Source organism: Adhaeribacter sp. (assembly GCF_057359045.1).
Map to the genome: position 1 here is coordinate 30,354 of NZ_JBMQUD010000119.1, position 19,577 is coordinate 49,930.

The 19,577-nt window shown below is 44.7% G+C and carries 15 protein-coding genes; 3 read left to right on the top strand and 12 right to left on the bottom strand.

Annotated elements, in window-relative coordinates; translation table 11 throughout:
* The first annotated feature begins 70 nt into the window (after window positions 1–70).
* Window positions 71–2,056, top strand: a complete 1,986-nt coding sequence (locus tag ACO1R6_RS17810) for an alpha-L-arabinofuranosidase C-terminal domain-containing protein (RefSeq protein WP_486266381.1) — start codon at window positions 71–73, stop codon at window positions 2,054–2,056.
* Between the two features lie 135 nt (window positions 2,057–2,191).
* Window positions 2,192–3,280, top strand: coding sequence for a family 43 glycosylhydrolase (locus tag ACO1R6_RS17815; protein ID WP_486266383.1), 1,089 nt, complete (start codon window positions 2,192–2,194; stop codon window positions 3,278–3,280).
* Window positions 3,281–3,567: 287 nt separating this feature from the next.
* Here ACO1R6_RS17815 and ACO1R6_RS17820 read toward each other — a convergent pair whose 3' ends face one another.
* The 6 genes from ACO1R6_RS17820 to ACO1R6_RS17845 all read right to left on the bottom strand — a co-directional run bounded on the left by ACO1R6_RS17820 (window position 3,568) and on the right by ACO1R6_RS17845 (window position 9,112).
* Window positions 3,568–4,125: a DUF1697 domain-containing protein gene (locus ACO1R6_RS17820; protein ID WP_486266384.1), complete on the bottom strand. Its 558-nt coding sequence runs from the start codon at window positions 4,123–4,125 to the stop codon at window positions 3,568–3,570.
* Between the two features lie 157 nt (window positions 4,126–4,282).
* A complete protein-coding gene (locus tag ACO1R6_RS17825; protein WP_486266385.1) occupies window positions 4,283–6,019 on the bottom strand; it encodes a S41 family peptidase in 1,737 nt (578 codons plus the stop codon).
* 432 nt (window positions 6,020–6,451) lie between these two features.
* Window positions 6,452–6,841, bottom strand: a complete 390-nt coding sequence (locus tag ACO1R6_RS17830; RefSeq protein ID WP_486266386.1) for an SDR family NAD(P)-dependent oxidoreductase — start codon at window positions 6,839–6,841, stop codon at window positions 6,452–6,454.
* A gap of 159 nt (window positions 6,842–7,000) precedes the next feature.
* The gene (locus tag ACO1R6_RS17835) at window positions 7,001–7,447 is read right to left on the bottom strand and encodes an SDR family NAD(P)-dependent oxidoreductase (RefSeq protein WP_486266387.1); all 447 of its coding nucleotides are present in this window, start codon (window positions 7,445–7,447) and stop codon (window positions 7,001–7,003) included.
* Window positions 7,448–7,546: 99 nt separating this feature from the next.
* A complete protein-coding gene (locus tag ACO1R6_RS17840) occupies window positions 7,547–8,317 on the bottom strand; it encodes an SDR family oxidoreductase (protein WP_486266388.1) in 771 nt (256 codons plus the stop codon).
* A 39-nt stretch (window positions 8,318–8,356) separates the two neighbouring features.
* Window positions 8,357–9,112, bottom strand: coding sequence for an SDR family NAD(P)-dependent oxidoreductase (locus ACO1R6_RS17845; RefSeq protein WP_486266389.1), 756 nt, complete (start codon window positions 9,110–9,112; stop codon window positions 8,357–8,359).
* A 101-nt stretch (window positions 9,113–9,213) separates the two neighbouring features.
* On the opposite strand from ACO1R6_RS17845, the gene ACO1R6_RS17850 reads away from it, so the two are divergent.
* Window positions 9,214–9,570 (top strand): winged helix-turn-helix transcriptional regulator, encoded by a 357-nt coding sequence (locus tag ACO1R6_RS17850; RefSeq protein WP_486266390.1) that lies wholly within the window; start codon window positions 9,214–9,216, stop codon window positions 9,568–9,570.
* Between the two features lie 117 nt (window positions 9,571–9,687).
* Here the strand turns inward: ACO1R6_RS17850 and ACO1R6_RS17855 are convergent, their stop codons facing one another.
* From ACO1R6_RS17855 to ACO1R6_RS17880, 6 genes are all read right to left on the bottom strand, one after another.
* Window positions 9,688–10,395, bottom strand: a complete 708-nt coding sequence (locus ACO1R6_RS17855) for a hypothetical protein (protein ID WP_486266391.1) — start codon at window positions 10,393–10,395, stop codon at window positions 9,688–9,690.
* Window positions 10,396–10,572: 177 nt separating this feature from the next.
* Window positions 10,573–11,757, bottom strand: a complete 1,185-nt coding sequence (locus ACO1R6_RS17860; RefSeq protein WP_486266392.1) for a cellulase family glycosylhydrolase — start codon at window positions 11,755–11,757, stop codon at window positions 10,573–10,575.
* A 225-nt stretch (window positions 11,758–11,982) separates the two neighbouring features.
* Window positions 11,983–14,451: a glutaminase family protein gene (locus ACO1R6_RS17865; protein WP_486266393.1), complete on the bottom strand. Its 2,469-nt coding sequence runs from the start codon at window positions 14,449–14,451 to the stop codon at window positions 11,983–11,985.
* Between the two features lie 23 nt (window positions 14,452–14,474).
* Window positions 14,475–16,175 (bottom strand): arylsulfatase, encoded by a 1,701-nt coding sequence (locus tag ACO1R6_RS17870; protein WP_486266394.1) that lies wholly within the window; start codon window positions 16,173–16,175, stop codon window positions 14,475–14,477.
* A 15-nt stretch (window positions 16,176–16,190) separates the two neighbouring features.
* Window positions 16,191–17,213, bottom strand: a complete 1,023-nt coding sequence (locus ACO1R6_RS17875; protein ID WP_486266395.1) for a glycoside hydrolase family 43 protein — start codon at window positions 17,211–17,213, stop codon at window positions 16,191–16,193.
* A gap of 253 nt (window positions 17,214–17,466) precedes the next feature.
* Window positions 17,467–19,545 (bottom strand): CehA/McbA family metallohydrolase domain-containing protein, encoded by a 2,079-nt coding sequence (locus tag ACO1R6_RS17880; protein ID WP_486266396.1) that lies wholly within the window; start codon window positions 19,543–19,545, stop codon window positions 17,467–17,469.
* Window positions 19,546–19,577 lie beyond the last annotated feature (32 nt).

Below are 19,577 nucleotides of genomic sequence, written 5' to 3' on the forward strand. Positions count from 1 at the left end.
ATAGAATACCAGAAAAATAATTACCACCAGAATAGTTAAACACCAGCCATTTAATTACACCTATAAAATAATGAAAAAAAAGCTTTTGCGCATGTACGCTACTGCCCTGTTGGCAGCTACTGCTTTTAACCCCATGTTTGCCCAGGGTACCAAAACTTTTACGGTAAAAGCCAACCAAGTGCAAGCCCCCATCCAACCTACTATGTGGGGACTTTTTTTTGAAGACATAAACCTGGGAGCCGACGGCGGCCTTTACGCTGAGCTGGTTAAAAACCGCTCTTTCGAGTTCAATACGCCCATGATGGGCTGGAAAGAACAGAAAAAAGATAACCCCGAAGCTACTTACTTAATTATTAACCGCGGTGGCGTTAACCCGGCAAATCCACGTTTTATCCGGTTAAACCTAAAATCGGAGAAAGGCGATTATGGCCTGCAGAACGAAGGTTTCCGGGGTATAGGTATTAAAAAAGGCAGCCAGTATAATTTCTCGGTTTGGGCCCGGCAAGAAGCCAACAGCAACGTAAAACTTAACCTGGAGTTGGTAGATGCCCAAGGCACGAAAATTGGCACCGCTGCTTTAGCGCCCACCGGTCAGGATTGGAAAAAATACGAGGTTAGCTTTACCGCCACTGCCACCGAACCCAAAACCAAATTAAACGTGTGGGCCCAAGGTACCGGTGCCATCGACCTCGACATGATTTCGCTGTTTCCGAAAGATACCTGGAAACAACGCCCCAATGGTTTACGCGCCGATATGGTGCAACTGCTCGCCGATATGAAACCCGGCTTTTTACGTTTTCCGGGCGGTTGTATTGTAGAAGGCCGCACGTTGGACGAGCGTTTTCAGTGGAAAAAAACCATTGGTAATATTGAGAACCGCGAATTAATTGTAAACCGCTGGAACACTGAATTCCGCCACCGGCTCACGCCCGATTATTTCCAGACGTTTGGTTTAGGTTTCTATGAATATTTTCAGTTGGCCGAAGATATTGGAGCGGCAGCCTTACCTATTTTAAACTGCGGCATGGCTTGCCAGTTTAATACCGGCGAAGTAGTTCCCCTGGATCAGTTGCAACCCTTTGTGCAGGATGCTTTAGACTTGATTGAATTTGCGAACGGGCCGGCCGATTCGCCGTTTGGCAAAGTACGCGCGCAAATGGGACATCCGGCGCCGTTTAACATGAAATTTTTAGGGGTTGGTAACGAACAATGGGGCGAACAGTACATAGAGCGGTACAACGTTTTTGTAAAAGCCATTAAAGCCAAATATCCGGATATTCAGCTTATTACGACCACGGGTCCTTTTCCGGACGGACCGGAATTTGAGTACCTGGATAAAACCTTACGGGGCCTGAAAGCTGAAATAATTGACGAACACTATTACCGGGCACCAGAGTGGTTCCGGCAAAATGCCAAACGCTACGACAACTATGACCGCCAGGGCCCCAAAATATTTGCCGGCGAATATGCCGCCCAGAGCGTAGCCATTGCCAGCCCCAACAATAAAAACAACTGGAACTGTGCTTTATCGGAGGCAGCCTTTATGACCGGGCTGGAGCGCAACGCCGCAGTAGTGGTAATGGCCTCATACGCACCGCTGTTTGCCCACGCAGACGGTTGGCAATGGACTCCCGATTTAATCTGGGTCGATAATTTGCGTTCGTACGGCACCCCTAATTACCACGTGCAAAAATTATTCTCGACAAATAAAGGTACCCACCTGGTGCCGGTGCTCCTGAACAACGAAGCCGTAACCGGCCAGGACGGCAACTTTGCCTCGGCAGTAATAGACCGCACCACCAGCGAACTGATAATAAAGGTTGTAAATACCACCAACCAGGTACAAAACAGCGACTTTGTGTTTGATGGCGTTAAAAATGTGCAAGCCAAAGCTACCGTTACAGAATTGCGCAGCGACAACCTGGAAGCGGTAAATACTTTTGAAAACCCGACTGCCGTTAGCCCCAGCCAAAGAACTGTTCCGGTTAAAAACAAACGGCTGAACCTGCCCCTGAAGCCCTACTCGGTAAACGTAATTAAAGTTAAGTTCTCTTAAATATTAACGTTTTTACCAACCGCCATTATTTACCCGGAGATACTTTCTAAAACATCGCCGGGTAAATATTTCCACCGCAAATTTTAAATAGGCGGGTACCCGGCCTGCTAAAATCCATCTTTAAACCCTTATTTTATGCAACGGAGATATTTACTTATCTTACTGCTTTGCTGGCTCATGCAGCCCGCTATACAGGCGCAAACTACGCCCCCGGCAAATAACAATAACCCCAATACGCAGGTACCAAGCCGTGAGCCCCGCAAAAATATTTCGGTGCACGACCCTGTCATGATTAAGCAAGGCGATACGTATTATTTGTTTTGTACCGGCCGGGGTATTGCGGTGTGGTCGTCGAAAGATATGGAAACGTGGAAGCCCGAAGAACCGGTTTTTGCTACCGCACCTGATTGGGCGGTGCAAGCCGTACCTACTTTCCGGAACCACATTTGGGCACCCGATATTAGTTACCACAAAGGCAAATATTACTTGTATTACTCCATATCGGCCTTTGGTAAAAATACCTCGGCAATTGGCGTGGCTACCAACACTACCCTCCACCCTACCGACAAAAATTTTAAATGGGTAGATCACGGCAAAGTTATTCAGTCGTACCCCGGCAAAACTAACTGGAACGCCATCGACCCCAATATCATTACCGATAAAGCCGGCACCACCTGGATGTCTTTTGGCTCGTTCTGGGATGGCTTAAAATTGGCAAAACTAAACAAAGACCGCTTAAGCCTGGCCGAAAGCCCCGATAATTTACCGACCATTGCCAGCCGTAAAAAAGACCCCACAGCAGCGGGTAACCTGCCGGCCGTAGACAACAACCCCGTAGATGCGGGCGGTAATGCCATTGAAGCACCTTTTATTTTTAAGAAAGACAAATATTATTACTTATTTGCTTCTATTGATTACTGCTGCAAAGGCGTAAACAGCACCTATAAAATGATTGTGGGCCGTGCCAAAGAAGTGCAGGGGCCTTATTTAGATAAAGATGGGGTGTCTATGGCCAAAGGTGGCGGCACCCTGGTACTGGAAGGCAACAAAGACTGGTACGGCGTCGGGCATAATTCGGTGTATACCTTCGATAAAAAAGATTACCTGGTTTTTCACGGGTACGAAGCCGCCGACAATGGCCGGTCTAAACTCCGCATCGAAAACCTGACCTGGGACAAAGATGGTTGGCCGGTAGTAGTGCCCAAAACGGCCGCCCGTTTGTAAAGCCAGCCATTCAGGTAAAAAATACGACAAAGCCCGGTCAGACTAATAAATATTATTTTCCATAGTAGCAAATTAATCTCCTTACCCTATCTAAATGGGTCATTCAGGAAGAATCTTCTGCTTAAGTAAACCAGAGGATTCTTCCTGAATGACCTGTATGGGTAGAATGAATTTTATTATTAACTACGCAAGGAGCTTTTTACTATTTGGTCTTAGTAGCTGCTAATTAAAAGCTTACAAAGCTGGGTGGTTGTTATTACTGGGCTGATTTATTCATTTATCAGATATTAATCTTCCCCGCTAAATTTTTCGGCAATACGGTTTATTGTATTCCAGTTTCTGGTAGTAATATGCTTGCCAAAAAGTTGTTCTAAAGCATCCATTCCTTTGGGCGTTTGCGTAACGGCCAAGTCTAATACACTGCAAATAGTCCTATCGCTTACCTTTAAAATCTGGTACGAACCATCCGCCGAAATCCAGGGTAAGGTTAAATTATTTACGGGTTCTTCCTTTAAAAAAGAAATATACAGCCGGGTAGCCGGGGTAACTTCTACTTGCCCAAACGGATTGCTTTTAATCAAAGCCAGCAATTCCGAAGACTTTCTGACTAACACAGGCACCGGAAACTTAAAAACTTTTTCTAAATGGTTAGCTATCTCTTCTTCTAATATATCTTCCGGAGCAGAAGATGCGCTAAAAATAATATTCCCGGAATTTAGCAGAGTGCTTACCTTTTCAAAACCAAGCGTTGTCATTTCCTTACGCAGGTCTGCCATGGGCACTTTATGGTTACCGCCCACATTAATGCCCCGCAGAAAAGCCACATAGGTACTATTTTTATTCATTTTTTTTGTCTGATGAGTTACATGCGCCACTGCCATTGACTAAACATTTGCAAAGAAAAGCATTAGATTGTATTACAGCTATCCTGCGGCTCTGCTAGTTATTACTTTGTAACTAAAAATAATTTGATATGCTGCTGGAGATTGGCTTTAAACAGCTTTATTTAACTAATTCAATAGCTTTTTCTAACAACTCATCTTTACCGTTTTTAATACCTTTTATGGTTGGTTTAACTTCTATATCCGGTACAATACCAACGCGCTGGGTTGGTTTACCATCCGGATAATAAATACCAATACCGGATATCATGGTCTTTAAACCGCCTGGCAAAAAAATAGTAGAAACATTGCCGTCTGCGCCGGCGGTTGTACTTCCAATGATAGTGGTGTTGTTACCGGCCCGGAAAGCCATGGCGGTATATTCGGCCTGACTTTGCGTAATTTCATTTACAATAACCACCAATTTGCCTTTATACGTATCCGGCGCTTTGGGAATGGCCAGGGACTTGGTCATGGTAAACTCCCCCGGATTGTTAAAATTCCCGATGGTAAATCTTACAAACGGTGCAGTAGCTGCATTTACAAAGTAAGAACCTAATAAAAAAGGAACAAAAGTAGCCGGATAATTACGTTGGTCTATTATAATGCCTTTTGTGTTCTTAAATTTTTCTTTAATAGCAGGTATATCTTCTTTTTTAATATTTTTAAGGGTTATATACCCTATGTTGTGGGCCAAAAGCTTATAAGATTCCCCTGCATCATTTCTATACCAGCGGTAATAATTTAGCTTATTCTTTTCATATAATTTTAAGTCCTGCGTACGCTTTTGAGCACCGGCAATATATTGTATTGGCAGCACATTGTTATTGGATCTGAGTATATCCACTGCCATATCTCTTAACTGCGCCGCTACGTTAGAGGCCGGAAAGTATGGCTTTAACTCCTGCACCATGTCTTCTACCTTTTTCCCATTTATATGCGTAATTACATCGCCTATTGCCAGGCCCACTTCCTTTTTAAGTTCAGGATTAAAATAATCGGTTACAACTAATTTGTTTTGAATAAACTTTACCTGAACCGGTGGATATAAGGTGCCTTTCCATTCATTTATTTTATTATGCCCATCCCACAAATTGGCGTGCGTGTCTTGTATGTCGGCTATAATTTTAACGGCTGCCATTTCGTATTCCAGCTCATTGCGGGCATTTATAAAGATGGGAATATATTCTTTTAAGGTTAAATTCCAGTTTTTATCGGTTAAATGCTTATTCGGGAAAAAGTATTGGATCATGTTCCAATACCTATACAGCGCCAATAGTCTAAAACCTGTATCCGGATAAGCCATATCTGCATACGGGTTTTCATTTATGAAGAGCGGATTACCAACACCCCGAGCCGATTGAATATAATAATGCTTACCTTGAAACCTATTTTGGTAAATGTTTTGCAGCTTACTTTTTACATCGGCACTCAAGTTGCTTTTCTCTATCCAGGAGTGGTCGGGCTTTAAAATGGCATCGGGGGGAGTAGCTTTACATTTGTTGCAATTGGCTATTTTCCCGTATTTATCTATCCATTCATTTAAAATCTGGTTTCTTTCAGTAATGCCCTTGTTTCTTAAATAAGACGGAAGTACCCGGAACAATTCATAATCCCAATTGTAGTTAGCCATACCCACTTCCGGATGATGATATTTTAAAAATCCCCAAACCCTTCCCAGCAATTCTAAATCAACAATCAAACTTTCTGATAACTCTGGTATATCAATATTGGAGCCGGCGTCAAATGCTTTATCAGCGGAGGCTAAGGAATATTTAAACTCAGATTCTTCAGAATTTATTTGCGCACGACAGCTAAAACTAATAAAGACGAATACGATGGCTAAGATTGATTTCATCAGTTATACCATTAAATGAAGCGGATATTTTTTAGCTTGAGTCGGCATTAGTTTTACCAATACACCTTTATCTAACTCATAATTTAAAAGGCTTAAAGCCCCTTGAATGCGCAAAGACCAGAATGGGAAAATACCTTTGCCAGCCTACCTAATGCTTGTAGCCTACTTTGCCCAACAAAAGTCACATAATCGTTTTTATAAAAGGCATGTTTATCATTATCCTGTCTGCCGCTGATAGGTATTCTTTTAAATTGCCACTAATGTTTTGGGTATTGCTGAAGGGCATTTGAAAACTCGTAGCTCAAATATAGCATAAAAGCTGATAGAAGCACATCCGTTTGTTGTACTTCTATCAGCCCGCCATTTTGATAACACCTTTTTACAGTCAGTGTTCTTAATCGTGAAAAGTTTTGATGATTTCCCAGCAGAATATCAACCAAAATTGAATGTAATGCCAGTCAATTTTTCGCTTAAGGCCCACAAACGTTTGGCATTGGTTTCATCTAACGAGTAGGGTTTAACGCCGGTAGATATTTCCTGCCCTAAAGCCAATTCAGCAATATTTGCATCTTCGCAATACACCCCACCCAAATTGTTTAGTAAGGGGCTGGTAGCCGCCCAAACCGTTGTAGCCGCACCTTGCGGAATAGTTTTTAGCGATGCGATAACTTCCGGTACCGGATTTCCTTTCTCATCATAAAACCCAAATTGCTGCAATATTTCTAAGGGGGCTTCCCGGGCTAATTCCGTTCCCCAAATATTGCCGGGGTGTACGGAATAGGTACGAACCCCAAATGGTTTAGCCCGATTATCTAACTCCAATGAAAACAAATTTACCGCCGTTTTTGATTGCCCGTAAGCGGCTAAGGTCTCGTACGCCCGGTTTTGGAAATTCGGGTCTTCGAAATGGACGGGGGCAAACTGATGGCCTTGGGAAGAAATATTAACGACTCTTGCGCCATTGGCTTTTTGGAGGGCGGGCTATAACCTGGCCGTAAGCTGAAATTCCGCCAGATAATTGGTGACCAGTTGCGATTCCAATCCCCGGCTATCGCGGCGTAGCGGAACAAACATAATGCCCGCATTATTGATAAGCAGATGCAACGGTCTGCCCGAAGCCAAGAAATTATCGGTAAATATATCGATGGCAGTGTGGTCTATTAAATCCATTTCGGCCAACTCTACATTGGTTATTCCTGCCAGGTTTTGCTGTGCTTTTTGAATATTTCTGGCGGGTACAATTACGGTGGCGCCGGCGGCGGCAAGTGTTTTGGTGGTTTCTAAGCCAATGCCGGTGCTGCCGCCGGTTACAATGGCAACTTTTCCGGTAAGGTCAAAGCCTTTAATTACTTCTGTAGAGGTAGAAGCCGCCGTAAACCCCGAATTTATAGGTTGCTGTAAGGTGCCGTTATAATTATTTTGTTCCATTTTATGAATGATATTTAAGTGAAACGGTTGCTTAAGTAAAAGCGCTGCTCTTTTGTTTAACCTTCAGAATTTTATATTTTGAGAATATTTAGCTGTATATTATTTCATCAGGCTAATATTGGTCATTCCGCCGTCGGCCAGAATTTCGGTTCCGACAATAAAAGAAGAATCATCGGAGGCCAGGAAAGCCGCTAATGTGCCCATTTCCGCGGGCAGGCCCATGCGGCTTAAGGGAATAATATCTTTCCAAACTTGTTTAACGTGCTCCAGTTGTTCCTGCGGCACTATTTTCCCAAATACCGGGGTATCGATAGAACCAGGCGACAAGGTGTTTACGCGGATGTTTCGGTCTAACAAATCAAGCGATAAACCTTTGGCTAAAAATATAATGGCCGATTTTGCCGCTCCGTATATCGTCATTCCGGGTGCGGCCCGGTGGGCGGCGCTGGAACCAATAAGAATAATGGAAGCCCCGTCGTTTAAATACGGAAGCGCTTTTTGCACCGTAAAATAGGAGCTTTTCAGATTCAAATCCATGTAGCGGTCATAACCCTCTTCCGTTACATCGGTTATCGTTGCCATCGGGATACCATCTACAATACCGCCGGCATTTACCACCAACGCATCAATCTTCCCAAATTTCTCAAAGGTTTTCCGGAATATATTTTCCAAATCGTTATTATTCGTAACATCGCCTTTTATCCCGATAAAAGCATCGCCCAAAATTTTAACGGCATTTTCTAACGTGGTTTCGTTTCGGCCGGTAATGGTACCCACGGCACCTTCATTTTTAAAGACTTCGGCAATTCCGAAGCCAATGCCGCTATTGCCGCCGGTAATAACCGTTACTTTATTTTTTAACTTACTCATTATTTTAGACTTAAAATTTATGCGTACTTTCCCTAAACCTTATAACCCGTAAATACCGCCCGAAACGGAAATTTTCTCGCCCGTAATCCAGGCGGCATCATCCGAGGCAAGAAATACGGCTACTTTGGCAATATCTTCCGGCTGGCCGGTTCGGCCGAGTGGTGTCTGGGCGATTAACCGCGTTTCGGTTTCACTACCGACAAATCCCCCCGCACGCGAACCTTCGGTTTCTACCACCCCCGGCAGAATAGAATTAATGCGGATATTTCTTCCGGCAAATTCTTTCGATAAAGCAACGGTAAGAGCATCTAAAGCAGTTTTTGTGGCGGAGTATACCGAGCCGGTAGGCAAAGGCGTATTACTGGCACCCGAACTGATATTGATGATAGTGCCGCCGGTATTGTCGAACAGTTTCAACGCTTCCTGAATGGCGAGGATAGAACCCAGCACGTTGATGTTGAATTGCTGATGAAACGTTTCGGCTGATACCTGTTCAATGGGTTCGTAGAGATATATGCCCGCATTGTTCACCAAAATATCTAGGGTACCGAAAGCTTCTTTTGTTTCTGCAAACAGGCGGGTTACATCGGCTTTATCTGATACATCGGCTTGCACCGCGATGGCCGTTCCGCCGTTATCGGTGATGGCTTGCACCACGTGCTCGGCACCTGCTTTGCTCGTAGCATAGTTTACCACCACCTTAGCGCCTTCGGCCGCAAAATATTGGGCAATAGCAGCTCCTATGCCTTTTGATGCGCCTGTAACCACGGCTACTTTATTTTTTAATCTGCTCATTTTCTATTGATTTAAAATTTGAGCGACAAAGTTATGCAGGGATATTTATTTTGGTAACTTTGTAACAAAAAGTAACAGTAACCTTCAGGTAACAAAGCAATATGAATACGTGCAACCCACTTGAAAAAGAGCAACATAAGAAAGAAATGCGGGCGGTTCAGGACTCGATGGACGTGCTGAACGGGAAATGGAAAATAGCTATTATCTCCTCTATCTGCTATTATAACAAACGGCGATTCTCCGATATTTTAAATGATGTAGTAGGCATTTCGAATAAAATGCTGAGCAAGGAATTAAAGGAATTGGAAGTAAATCAATTAATTAAACGGACGGTTTTAGACACGCAACCAATAACCGTGCAGTATGAGCTTACCGAACATGGCTTAACGCTACAAACCATCATCAACAACTTAACCGAATGGGGAATAGCCCATCGAAAGAAAATTACTGGGAATTAATCTTCTATTCCATTCAACGTGTCGGGTTGTTTGGTTGGTAGGAGCTATTGCCTTTAACGTTCTTGGCTTGCCAGAGGCGGGTTAAGAAGATTGCCATTTCACCTTTAAGATAGGATTTTAATTGCTAAAAAGTTGCTCCCACCAATTGCGCCCCGCTTGTGGCAAGGTGTTGTTAGCGGATGTTTTTCTTTCTAGCAAATCTTTAAGGTCAATAATAGGCAATTTCTTTAACTCCCTAGTTTTATGTATTAATTGCTCTATATTCTTAAAAAATGTTGCTTCGTTATCAAGCCAAACTAAAATGTCCATTGCTACTTTCTGCCGTTCAAATTCATAATCTTGTTTGCACTTTTCTTCCTTTACCGCAGTCATTAATTTTTTTGCGCCCTTAAAATCATTGGTCAAACCACATAAAATCCCGACTTCAAATTTTTTCCAAGTTTCTAAGTTTTTGTTTAGGGTTTTCTTAGCGGCTGAGAAATCAATAAATTTTTCGTTTAATTCGTTAACTCGCTCAATAGATAAGTCGCATAACTTATTGATTAATAAAGAATATTGAACTTCGTCTTTAAATTCCTCAAAGCCTGATTCCCTATAACCATACCCAAAGGCAAAATAGTCTCTTGGATAAAAATTAAGGTCAACACCAATATTAAGGTGTGTTCCTTTGGAGGTGGAAGAGGGTTGAAATTCAATTACAATTGTAAACCAGCCATTGTCTTGTAAAAAAGTCCTTGATTGTCCTTGCTGAAATATACCATGGACCCTCAACCTCTCTTTGGCAATCTTCTTAAGCAATTTGTTATGGCCTATTGGTTTTGTCATTTTAATTACCGCTAACTTCTATATAAACACACCACTAGCATTTACCCCACCAAATTAAGCGGCTAAACACCATAAATAATATATAAAAGTTAATATAGCCCCGCAATTTTAAAAACAAAAAAACCGGTATTACCCGGTTCTTCTGTTTTATATCATAAATAATATTCTGTGGCCAGCTTATCTCGCTTTTTGGTCGGCTCCGGTTAGGCTACGGATTAAATTTACTTCTTCTATTTTATACGGCGAACCATTGCGGCGGAAAATATCGTGGAACCACAGCGGCGGTTCGGCGGTGTATTGCTTTGTCCAGCTATCCCAAGGGTAAATGGTTTGGGTTTTGCCATCAACAAAGCCCCAGTTATACATGGCTACTTTGTATTTTTTGGCTACCGGCAAAGAGCTCTGGAAAGTGCTGCCGTTGGGCCGGGCCATGTACTCGGTGCATAACAATGGCCGGCCGTACTGCTGCAGCCATACAATTCGTTTCTCCAGTTCCTGGGTATTGTCGTAGTTATGAAACGAAATAATATCCGATTCTTCTATTTGCACTTTCTCGATGGGTTTTAGCTTTTCGAACGTAGACCAATCGCCGGCCCAGATGCCGGAGGTAATGGGCTGCGTAGGGTTGGCCGCCCGGGTCCAGGCAAAAGATTTTTTAAGCAAAGGCAACACCAAGGCTACTTTATTGGGTAGTTCTACTTTTTCGTAAGAAGCTCCGGTCATGTTATCGGGTTCATTCCAGACATCCCAAACCAAAATACGATTATCGCGGGCAAATCTTTTAACGGTGCCTTTTACATATTTTTCCAGCCGGGGGTACTGCGTAGAGTCTTTTAGCGCCACCTGGCCGGGGCTTTGTACCCAACCCGAATTATGTACGTGCGGCTTGGGTGCCCGCTGCAAACCTAATTTTGGGAAAGGATCCCAGCAAGAATCGAAAAGCACGAACATCGGCTTTATTTGGTGGCGTTGCGCTATGCGCAGAAATATATCTATCCGGTTAAAAAAACCAACTGAATCTTGCTGGTAAAGTAAATCGTGCAGGAAAACCCGCGCGGTATTCATGCCCAACGATTGGGCCCAACCCAGTTCCCGGTTAATGGTTACCGTATCAAAGGTTTCGGCTTGCCACATTTCTAGTTGGTTAATGGCAGTGCTGGGCATAAAATTGGGCCCTACCAACCAGGGCTGTTTACTGTACCAGGTGTTGGCCTGTTCTTTTGTCCAGATTTCCCGTCCGGTTGGGCGGGTAGTGGTAGCCGGGGTGCTGGTGCTGGTATCCGTACTGGTTTGGGTAGAGGAGCAATCCTGAAAAACAAAACCAATGAGGCAAAGCAATAATGATAAATAAAGTTTTTTCATACTATAACAGAATACTGGTAATTAATTTCTATAATAAGCGGCCACGCGCCTGTTAAAAGCGCAAAATAATTAAGAGATAAATTAAACTCCGGATTTTCTAAAATTTAAAAGCAGCAAAATTGGTATAAGCTATTTTACCGCCAGATAAAGGCGTTTGCCAGCAAGACACTATACTTTTTGCCTAACCTAAGTTGGCTAATTTCTTTAAACCAATATTTACTCTTTTTATTTGCGTAAATCTTTTTCGAGCACTTTAATAAAATAACCACCTACTACCGACCGGGCCCGGAAACCTACTGATTTGGCATTGGTAGTTTCGTGCCAATCGCTGAGCGGAATCCGGTCAGGGGTTTCGTTTACAAAGCGCCAAACCGGTTCTACCAAAGCTTTAAAATCGGCTTCGTTTTCGGCTAAGGTTGCGGTCCAGAGTATCCAGTCAGATTTGGTATAGGTCCGGCGACTATCGAGGGGCAGGCCGTACGGGAGCTGCTTTGTTTTATAAAATTTTATTTCCTGCTGCCTAACACTGGCCGGAAAAATATTCAGGTTTAAAACTTTATCCCAAACCAAGTTGTACTTCTGGCTCCAGGTACCCGCCGATCCAAAAGCCAGCGTGTAATGGTCGCCGTCCTGGGCCAATTGCATCCATTTTTGCGCCATGTCGCGGGCCAGGCTGGTATACTCTTTCGCTACGGCTGGTTTGTTAAGCATACCCGCCAGCTTGCCGTAAGAAGCCAAACCCAAAATAGCTTTTACCGATAAATTGGCATTACGGGCTAAATGGCCGGCAAAATCATCGGTGCTGAGCTGGTTAGCCGGGTCGAAACCTTCTTTTTTCAGGAACTCGGCCCAAGTAGTAAGGGTAGCCCAATGTTCCTGCGCAAAAGCGGCATTTTTTTCTTTTTCGGCAATAGCGGCCATTAAAATAAGCATGTTACCGGTTTCCTCCACGGGCATATCTTCGCCGTAGGTTTGGCCATTGGCTAAGGGGTAAGTACCTACATCGTGGGCAGCAAAGGGCTTTTGCCAACGGCCGCTCTCCGAATATTCAAAAATAAAACGTAACATTCCTTTCATCAACTCCGGGTTATACCGGATAAACAAAGGTGCCGACGGATAAGTAACATCTACGGTACCAATAGAGCCGTTCGAAAAGTTTTCTTTTGAAAAAAACAAAAGGGTACCATCGGGTTTGGCTACTACTTTATGGGCAGCAATGGCTTGGCGGTAGGCCAGTTGGCATAAATCGGCGTAAGCTTTGCCCCCAGCGGCCAGGGCCTCCTGGTACATGGCTTTATCGAACTGGGAGCATTGCTGCATTAATCCGGCATAATCTTTTTCGGCGGCCGCTAACATTTGCACGGCAGTAGTATTATTCTGGCGGCGCCACCAGGGCCGCAGGTTCTCCCCAAAATATTTAACCGAATATTCGTCGTCGTAAGCCAGTACCAGGTGCTCGGTTTTAGTATTTTGTACTTTTCCAAAATCGAGGTTATAACCAATAAAACAAGTATTGGCAGGTTGCGCTGTCGTAATAGTTTTGCCGACCGGGGCGGTTGGGTTACCAAAGTTTACAAAAGCCGTTGTAGAATTAACCGTAGGCACCACATTTTGCCGGGCGGGAGCCGCCAGGTACGCGTAGCCCCAATCAATCCGGACATCGTCGCCGGCCCGCCCCAGTAGCTGCTGCGCCTGTGTGCCCACCGATTGTATCGTTAAACCGTTGGCCGTTTGGCTTTTGGTGCGTACTTCCTGGTTGGGCAAGTGGGAACTAAGCGTACCGGCTACGGCAAATAAAACCTGTACCGGGTGGGCTTTTTTATCGGTGGCTTGTACCGCCAGGGTTACGTAAGAAGCCGGCCGGGCCAATACCTCTAAATTATTCATTAACAACGGCGAGGTAAACGTTACTTTTACCTCGGTGGGTCCAGCGGTAAACGTATAAGCCGTTTGGGTAGCCGTAGCCACTACCGATTTTTGCAAGGCGTTTTCGGTTTTAAGCAGCGGGTGTTCATCTACTAAACCGGCATCAATATAGGCCCCGCCGGCAGTATTGGTGGTATGTACGGCCAGTACATTGCGGCCGGGCTTCAGGCTTTTAATGGCTTCGGCTGGCAATGGCCGCTTTACGTATTGCAACGTATAACCGGGGTTTTCAAAAACTTTCACCCCGTTCAGGAAAACTTCGGTTTTATCGTCGTAACTAATATTCAATTGCAAGTTTTCGAAAGACGTTTTTTTCAGGTCAAACTCCCGGCGGTACCAAACCTCTTTGTTGTAAGGTGTGCGGGGCCGTAAAGTATTGCTTCCGGCGCCATCGCCAAAAGGAGCAGTCCCCGTAGACCAGTTTTTATCGCTGAAAGTTGGCTTTTCCCAGCCTAGCCCGGGATTATCGTAGCGGTATTGCACCGGGTAAGCTCCTTTTTCGGCGGTGGGCAATATTTCTTCTACCTGGGTGGGGGCCGTACCTATTAACTGGTAAACCTTGCCGTCTACTTTTATCAGCCCAACCAAATCCTGGTTTTGCCCGGTCCAGTGTTTAGTGGGGGTTTGGTTCAGGTTATCACCAAAAGACCAGATACTAAAATACGGATCGTGGGTAATTAACGGGTAAGCCGGAGCCCGCAAGTTTTGGGCAGCGCCGGTTAAAAAATAGCATTGAAAGAATAGTAAAACAAAGGCAAGCTTTTTCATAAAATTGGGTAAGCGTAATTATTTTATTTTTTTGATGCCGGAGATACTTTATTTTCCTGGGCCCACTTTTGCCATTTAGCTTCCAGCGCTTTTACTTTTTCCGGGTATTGTGCGGCCAGGTCTTTTAACTCGGTGCCATCGTTCTGAATTTGGTATAAATGCCATTTCTGGTTGTTTTCGGCTACTAATTTCCAGCCATCGGCCCGAACATAACAGGTGCCAAAATGCTCGTTGTACAGGGCCTCGTGGCCAGGCCGGGTTTTACCTTTAAATATCGGCAACAAGCTCTTGCCTTGCAGCGGCGAAATGCGGCGGCCTGCGTAAGTATCCGGATATTGGGCCTGTGCTATTTCCGTAAAAGTAGCCATAAAATCCATAACGTGGCCTTCCTGGTGGGTAATGCTGCCTTTTTTAACCCTGATACCTTTGGGCCAGAAAACCACCATTGGCGTATGAATACCTCCTTCGTAAGATTGCGCTTTGGCCATGCGGTACGGCGTATTGGCTACATTGGCCCAGCGCTGCCCAATAGAGGCAAACGTAGTCTGGGGGCCGGGCAGTGTTTTTTTATCAACGGGGTAAATTATTTTCTGGCCGTCGCGGGTTTGGTTAGGCCTATCGAAGCCGGGACCATAGCGGGCGGCATCTTCGGGGCTGGCCCCGTTGTCGCTTAAAAACATAATAAGGGTATTCTCTAACTTACCTGTTGCTTTTAAAGCCTGAATCATTTTACCGATACCCTGATCCATGCGGTCGATCATGGCCGCGTGAACTGCCATGGCATGGGCATCCCATTCCTTATCCGGATTGTTCTCCCAGCTAAGTTCATTGTTTATCCGGGGCGACAAAGGGCTTTTAACCGGATCGATGAGACCTAATTTTACAAGTTTCTGGTACCGTTTTTCCCGAATGGCATCCCAGCCTACATGGTACGTATTTTTGTATTTTTGAATATCTTCGGGTAAGGCGTGTAAAGGCCAATGCGGTGCCGTGTGGGCCACGTACAGGAAAAAAGGCTTATTCTCTTGGCTAAAAGCTTTAATATAAGCAACGGTGGTATCGGTAATGGCAGTGGTATGGTAATAATTTTTAGGCACTTCTTTAACCGGAGTAGTGCCACTAACCAGGCTAAACGGATCGAAAAAATCAACAACGCCCCAAATATTGCCATAATATTTCTCGAAGCCCCGTTGGGTTGGGTACTGTGCCAACGGCGAAAAAGCAGGATATTCGGTTTTATGGTTTAGCCAATCTAACTGGGCCTGCGGCGTGCTTTGTACTACCGTATTGGATACGTGCCACTTGCCCACCATACCTGTACGGTAACCGGCGGCTTTTAAAACTTCGGCCAGGGTAACCGTGTTTTCAGTCAGGTGGCCCCGGTAACCCGGTTCGTGCCGGTCTTCGGTCATTTGGCCAATGCCGGCCTGGTGGTTGTACTGCCCCGTTAACAAGGCCGCCCGGGTGGGGCAACACCGCGAGGTATTGTAAAACCGGGAAAACCTTAAGCCATTACTCGCTAAATAATCAATATTAGGGGTATTAATTTCGCTGCCGTAGCAACCAATATCCGAAAAACCTAAGTCATCGGCCAGAATTAAAATAATATTGGGACGATTGTCTGGCGGCGGCAACACTGGGTTTGCGGTAAACCGATTGTTCCCTAACCAGCCACCAAAGCCCAGCAAAGAAAAAAACAAAATACCGCCAACTACTATTCTCATGGTTAAAGCCAGTTGTTATTTATGGGAGGTTGATTTAAGCGGAAGGTAGTAATAGCTTTTTTCGTCGATTACTAATTTATCTTTCCCGGTGGTTTTATCGGGCGCGAAGCGCATTTTTACCAGAGCGGTTTTGCGCGGACCTACTTGGGTTTGGCTGTTATGGGTATGCAACACATAAAATAACTGCCCTTTTTTGTTTTTAAAGAAGTCGCCGTGGCCGGTGCCATTAAAACCCAGATTGGCTTTACTAATAAAAGGGTTTCCGGCAAATTTTTGCCAGGGGCCAAAGGGGTTATTGCTAACCGCATAACCAACTGCATAATCGGGGTTCCGGAAATCGTTGGCCGAATAAATAAAATAATATTGGTCTTGGTGCTTTAATACCGAAGGTCCTTCCGCAACCGGCCAGGGCGCGCGGGCGGTATTTTCCCAGGGTTCTACGGCCGTTATGCATTCGCGCAACGTTTCGGGTTTTATACCCGAAAAATCAGGATTCATTTCGGCAACAAAAAGCCGGTTACCTTCGGTTAGCCGTACGTGGTACAGGTAAATTTTACCATCATCGTCAATAAAAACGTAAGGATCAATTTGCTTTACGGGAGCCGCCAAGGCTTTCTTCTCGATTTGGATAAAGGGACCCAAGGGGCTATTGCTGCTGGCAATGGCAATTTGTTCGTTGGCGGTATAAGCCATGTAAAACTTTTGCCGGTAATAAAATACCTGCGGTGCCCAAAAACCTTTATCGCCAAAAGCATCGGCTTTGCTTAAAGCAAAACCTGCCCTTACACCTTTGGGGCCTTCCCAGACTTTTAAGTCAGTAGAGGTATACACCTGGAAACCCTGGCCGGCATTGCCTTCTACGGTACCGTATAAATAATACACCCCGCTGTGGTAAAAAATAGTGGGGTCGGCCAAGTGAATATTTTTGGGGCTTATCCCTTCTTTTTCCTGAGCCCAAACCAGGGTTAAGTAGCTGGCGTTAAAAAAGATAAGCAAAAGGCTCTTAATCAGTAACCGGAAAGGAAAGCTCAATCTCATGTAAATGTTGGCGTCTTGTAAACGCTCTTTTTAGATAATCTTATCGGGATTAAAGGTACAGCCTAGTGCTTCGCCAAATTAAAAATTAGAAATTATGAATTTGGGTTATAAGCGTTCTTTTAGGTTTAATCCCTTATTTATTCCTAAAAATTATATTGGGAAAGCACTAGTTTTTACCGATTGCCGCAAATTTAATGATAGAGCCCAACCAAAGCAGCCGTTTATGCCGCTTTAAAATTTGTTTCTTTAAAGATTAATTTAGCCAAACAAATTGTGTAAAAGCGCCGTTGGCAGCCGTATCCCACACCTCTACCCGCACCCACTTCCGGTTTTTTAAGTTAGGCGTAAACGTAAATTTTTGCCGGCCAAAGGCTTCGGTATTATTTAAATCAATGGTTTGGCGATAAACCTCTTTGCCATCGCCCGAAATAATTTCGGCAAAATTTAACGGAAACGTCCAGTCTACTTCCAGTTGTATTTCGGCTTTACCACTTTTATCTAGCGTGACCGTTTCGCCCGACTTCTGACCGTTTACCCGAAAAGTTGGCAATAAAACTTCGCCGGTCGAAACAAAGAACTTGCCTTGCTGCAGGGCATCTAAAATGGGTTGCCAGCCATCCGAGAATTTGGGTAGTTTATCCAGTTCCAGGTAATTGATGTTCATGTGGGCATATAGTTCGTAATCGGGCTCAATTTTAAAAACATCAGCTTCGCCAATCACATATTTTTTTTCGCCCCAGTTGGCCATATCGTCCATTAAATCCAGCACCCGTTTGCCTAAGCGGGGTTGCGATAAGTCGGCCGGCATGGCTTTCCAGGCAGCGCCTAAAAATTGATTCGATTTAAAAAAGGATTCGTTTTTGTATTTATCTGGAAAACCCGTAGAGCCTTTGGTGCGAGCATGGGCCGTCCAGGCCAAACCTTTCTCAGCGACCAGTAATTGTTGCAAATCTTCTTTGCTGCCTACGCGGTAAACTTTGCCATAACCCGGCACCTCTTCTACCAGGGGCAATCCCGGCCCGCGCGACATTATCCAGTAAACGGGTTTGGGAAAAATATTCATCCAGTGGCCACCAAAATAACTATTGGGTTCTTCGCCGGGCAGCATCAGGAAATTACCACCCGATAAACGGGCACATTCTTCGAACATTTTTTTAAACTCGGGCAACCGGCGAGGACCCAAATCGCGCGGATTGCCGGCCAAATGAAACTCGCCGAGGTGCATAATATTTACGCCCGTGTTGCGCAAAGCTTTTACGTGGCCCGGCATTTCCGGCAACGGTTTGCGCGTGAGCACATCATCAATATGTTCGGTATGGAAATGACTGGCCATGGTGTAGTAACCCGGCAGAACCCGGTAAGCGTCGTTGTTCGTAAATCGCTTTACATCGGTTAGCACTTTGCCATCAGTTTGGGTACTAAGCAGGCAAAAGAAATTCAGACGTTGCTGGGTTTGCGGAGGGGCATTAAACCAGGGCACATACCGGTTATCGCCTAGTAGTTCCTGCCGAATACCAATACCATACTCTGGCAATAAGCCCCGGTTGTTTTTTCCGTGCCAGGTAAACTTTAAATTATAGGCATTATCTAAAGGATAAAAATATTGGTGCGGGGCCGGAAACACGGCCAAACTGCCCGTTTTACTTTCGCCCACAATGGTCCGGTACTTAACCGCCAGGCTTTGGCTTTCGGTCTGCGGCTCTACCTTGTCCGACCGGATAAAGTTATCGGTATCGGACCAGACTACCTGTTCCCAGAGGGTACCTTTGTTTAACAAACCCGCATCGTAAATAATAGCCACCGAATCTTTAGGTGTAGAAACCACTGCTGCAATATTTATTAAAGGACTGTTTTTATACAAAGTAATATCCAGGTAACCCGTAAAGTCACCGGCTTTTACTTCCGGAATGAGCAGATGGGTACGGGCACCTTCGCTCACAACGCTTACTTTTTGTTTATTCAGGTTTACGGCAAACGATTGGTGCGGCAGGTAAGCGGTTTTATCAAAAAAAATATTCCAACCGTTTTGCGATATTAAATCGCGTTTGCCTTGGGTAAGTACAAAGGCCGGTTCCAGGTCCGTTGCAATTTCCTGGTAAACCCCGGCTTCGGTTAACTGAATACTGCTAAACAGCGGCCGACCTTTCTCCAGATTAAGGGTTATTTTGCCTTTCTCGGAGGAACTGGTTGGCCAGCTTACTTCCAGGCGGTTATTTTTAATTAAAGCCAGCGTACCACCTTTTTTATTTAATTTAGCTAAATCTACCGGCACCTGGGCCCCAACCAGGTTGCTCATAATTAAGAGAAACAGCACGAAGAATATTTTTTTCATTTGGGAAGTTAGTTGGTTTAGTGCTTCTGCAA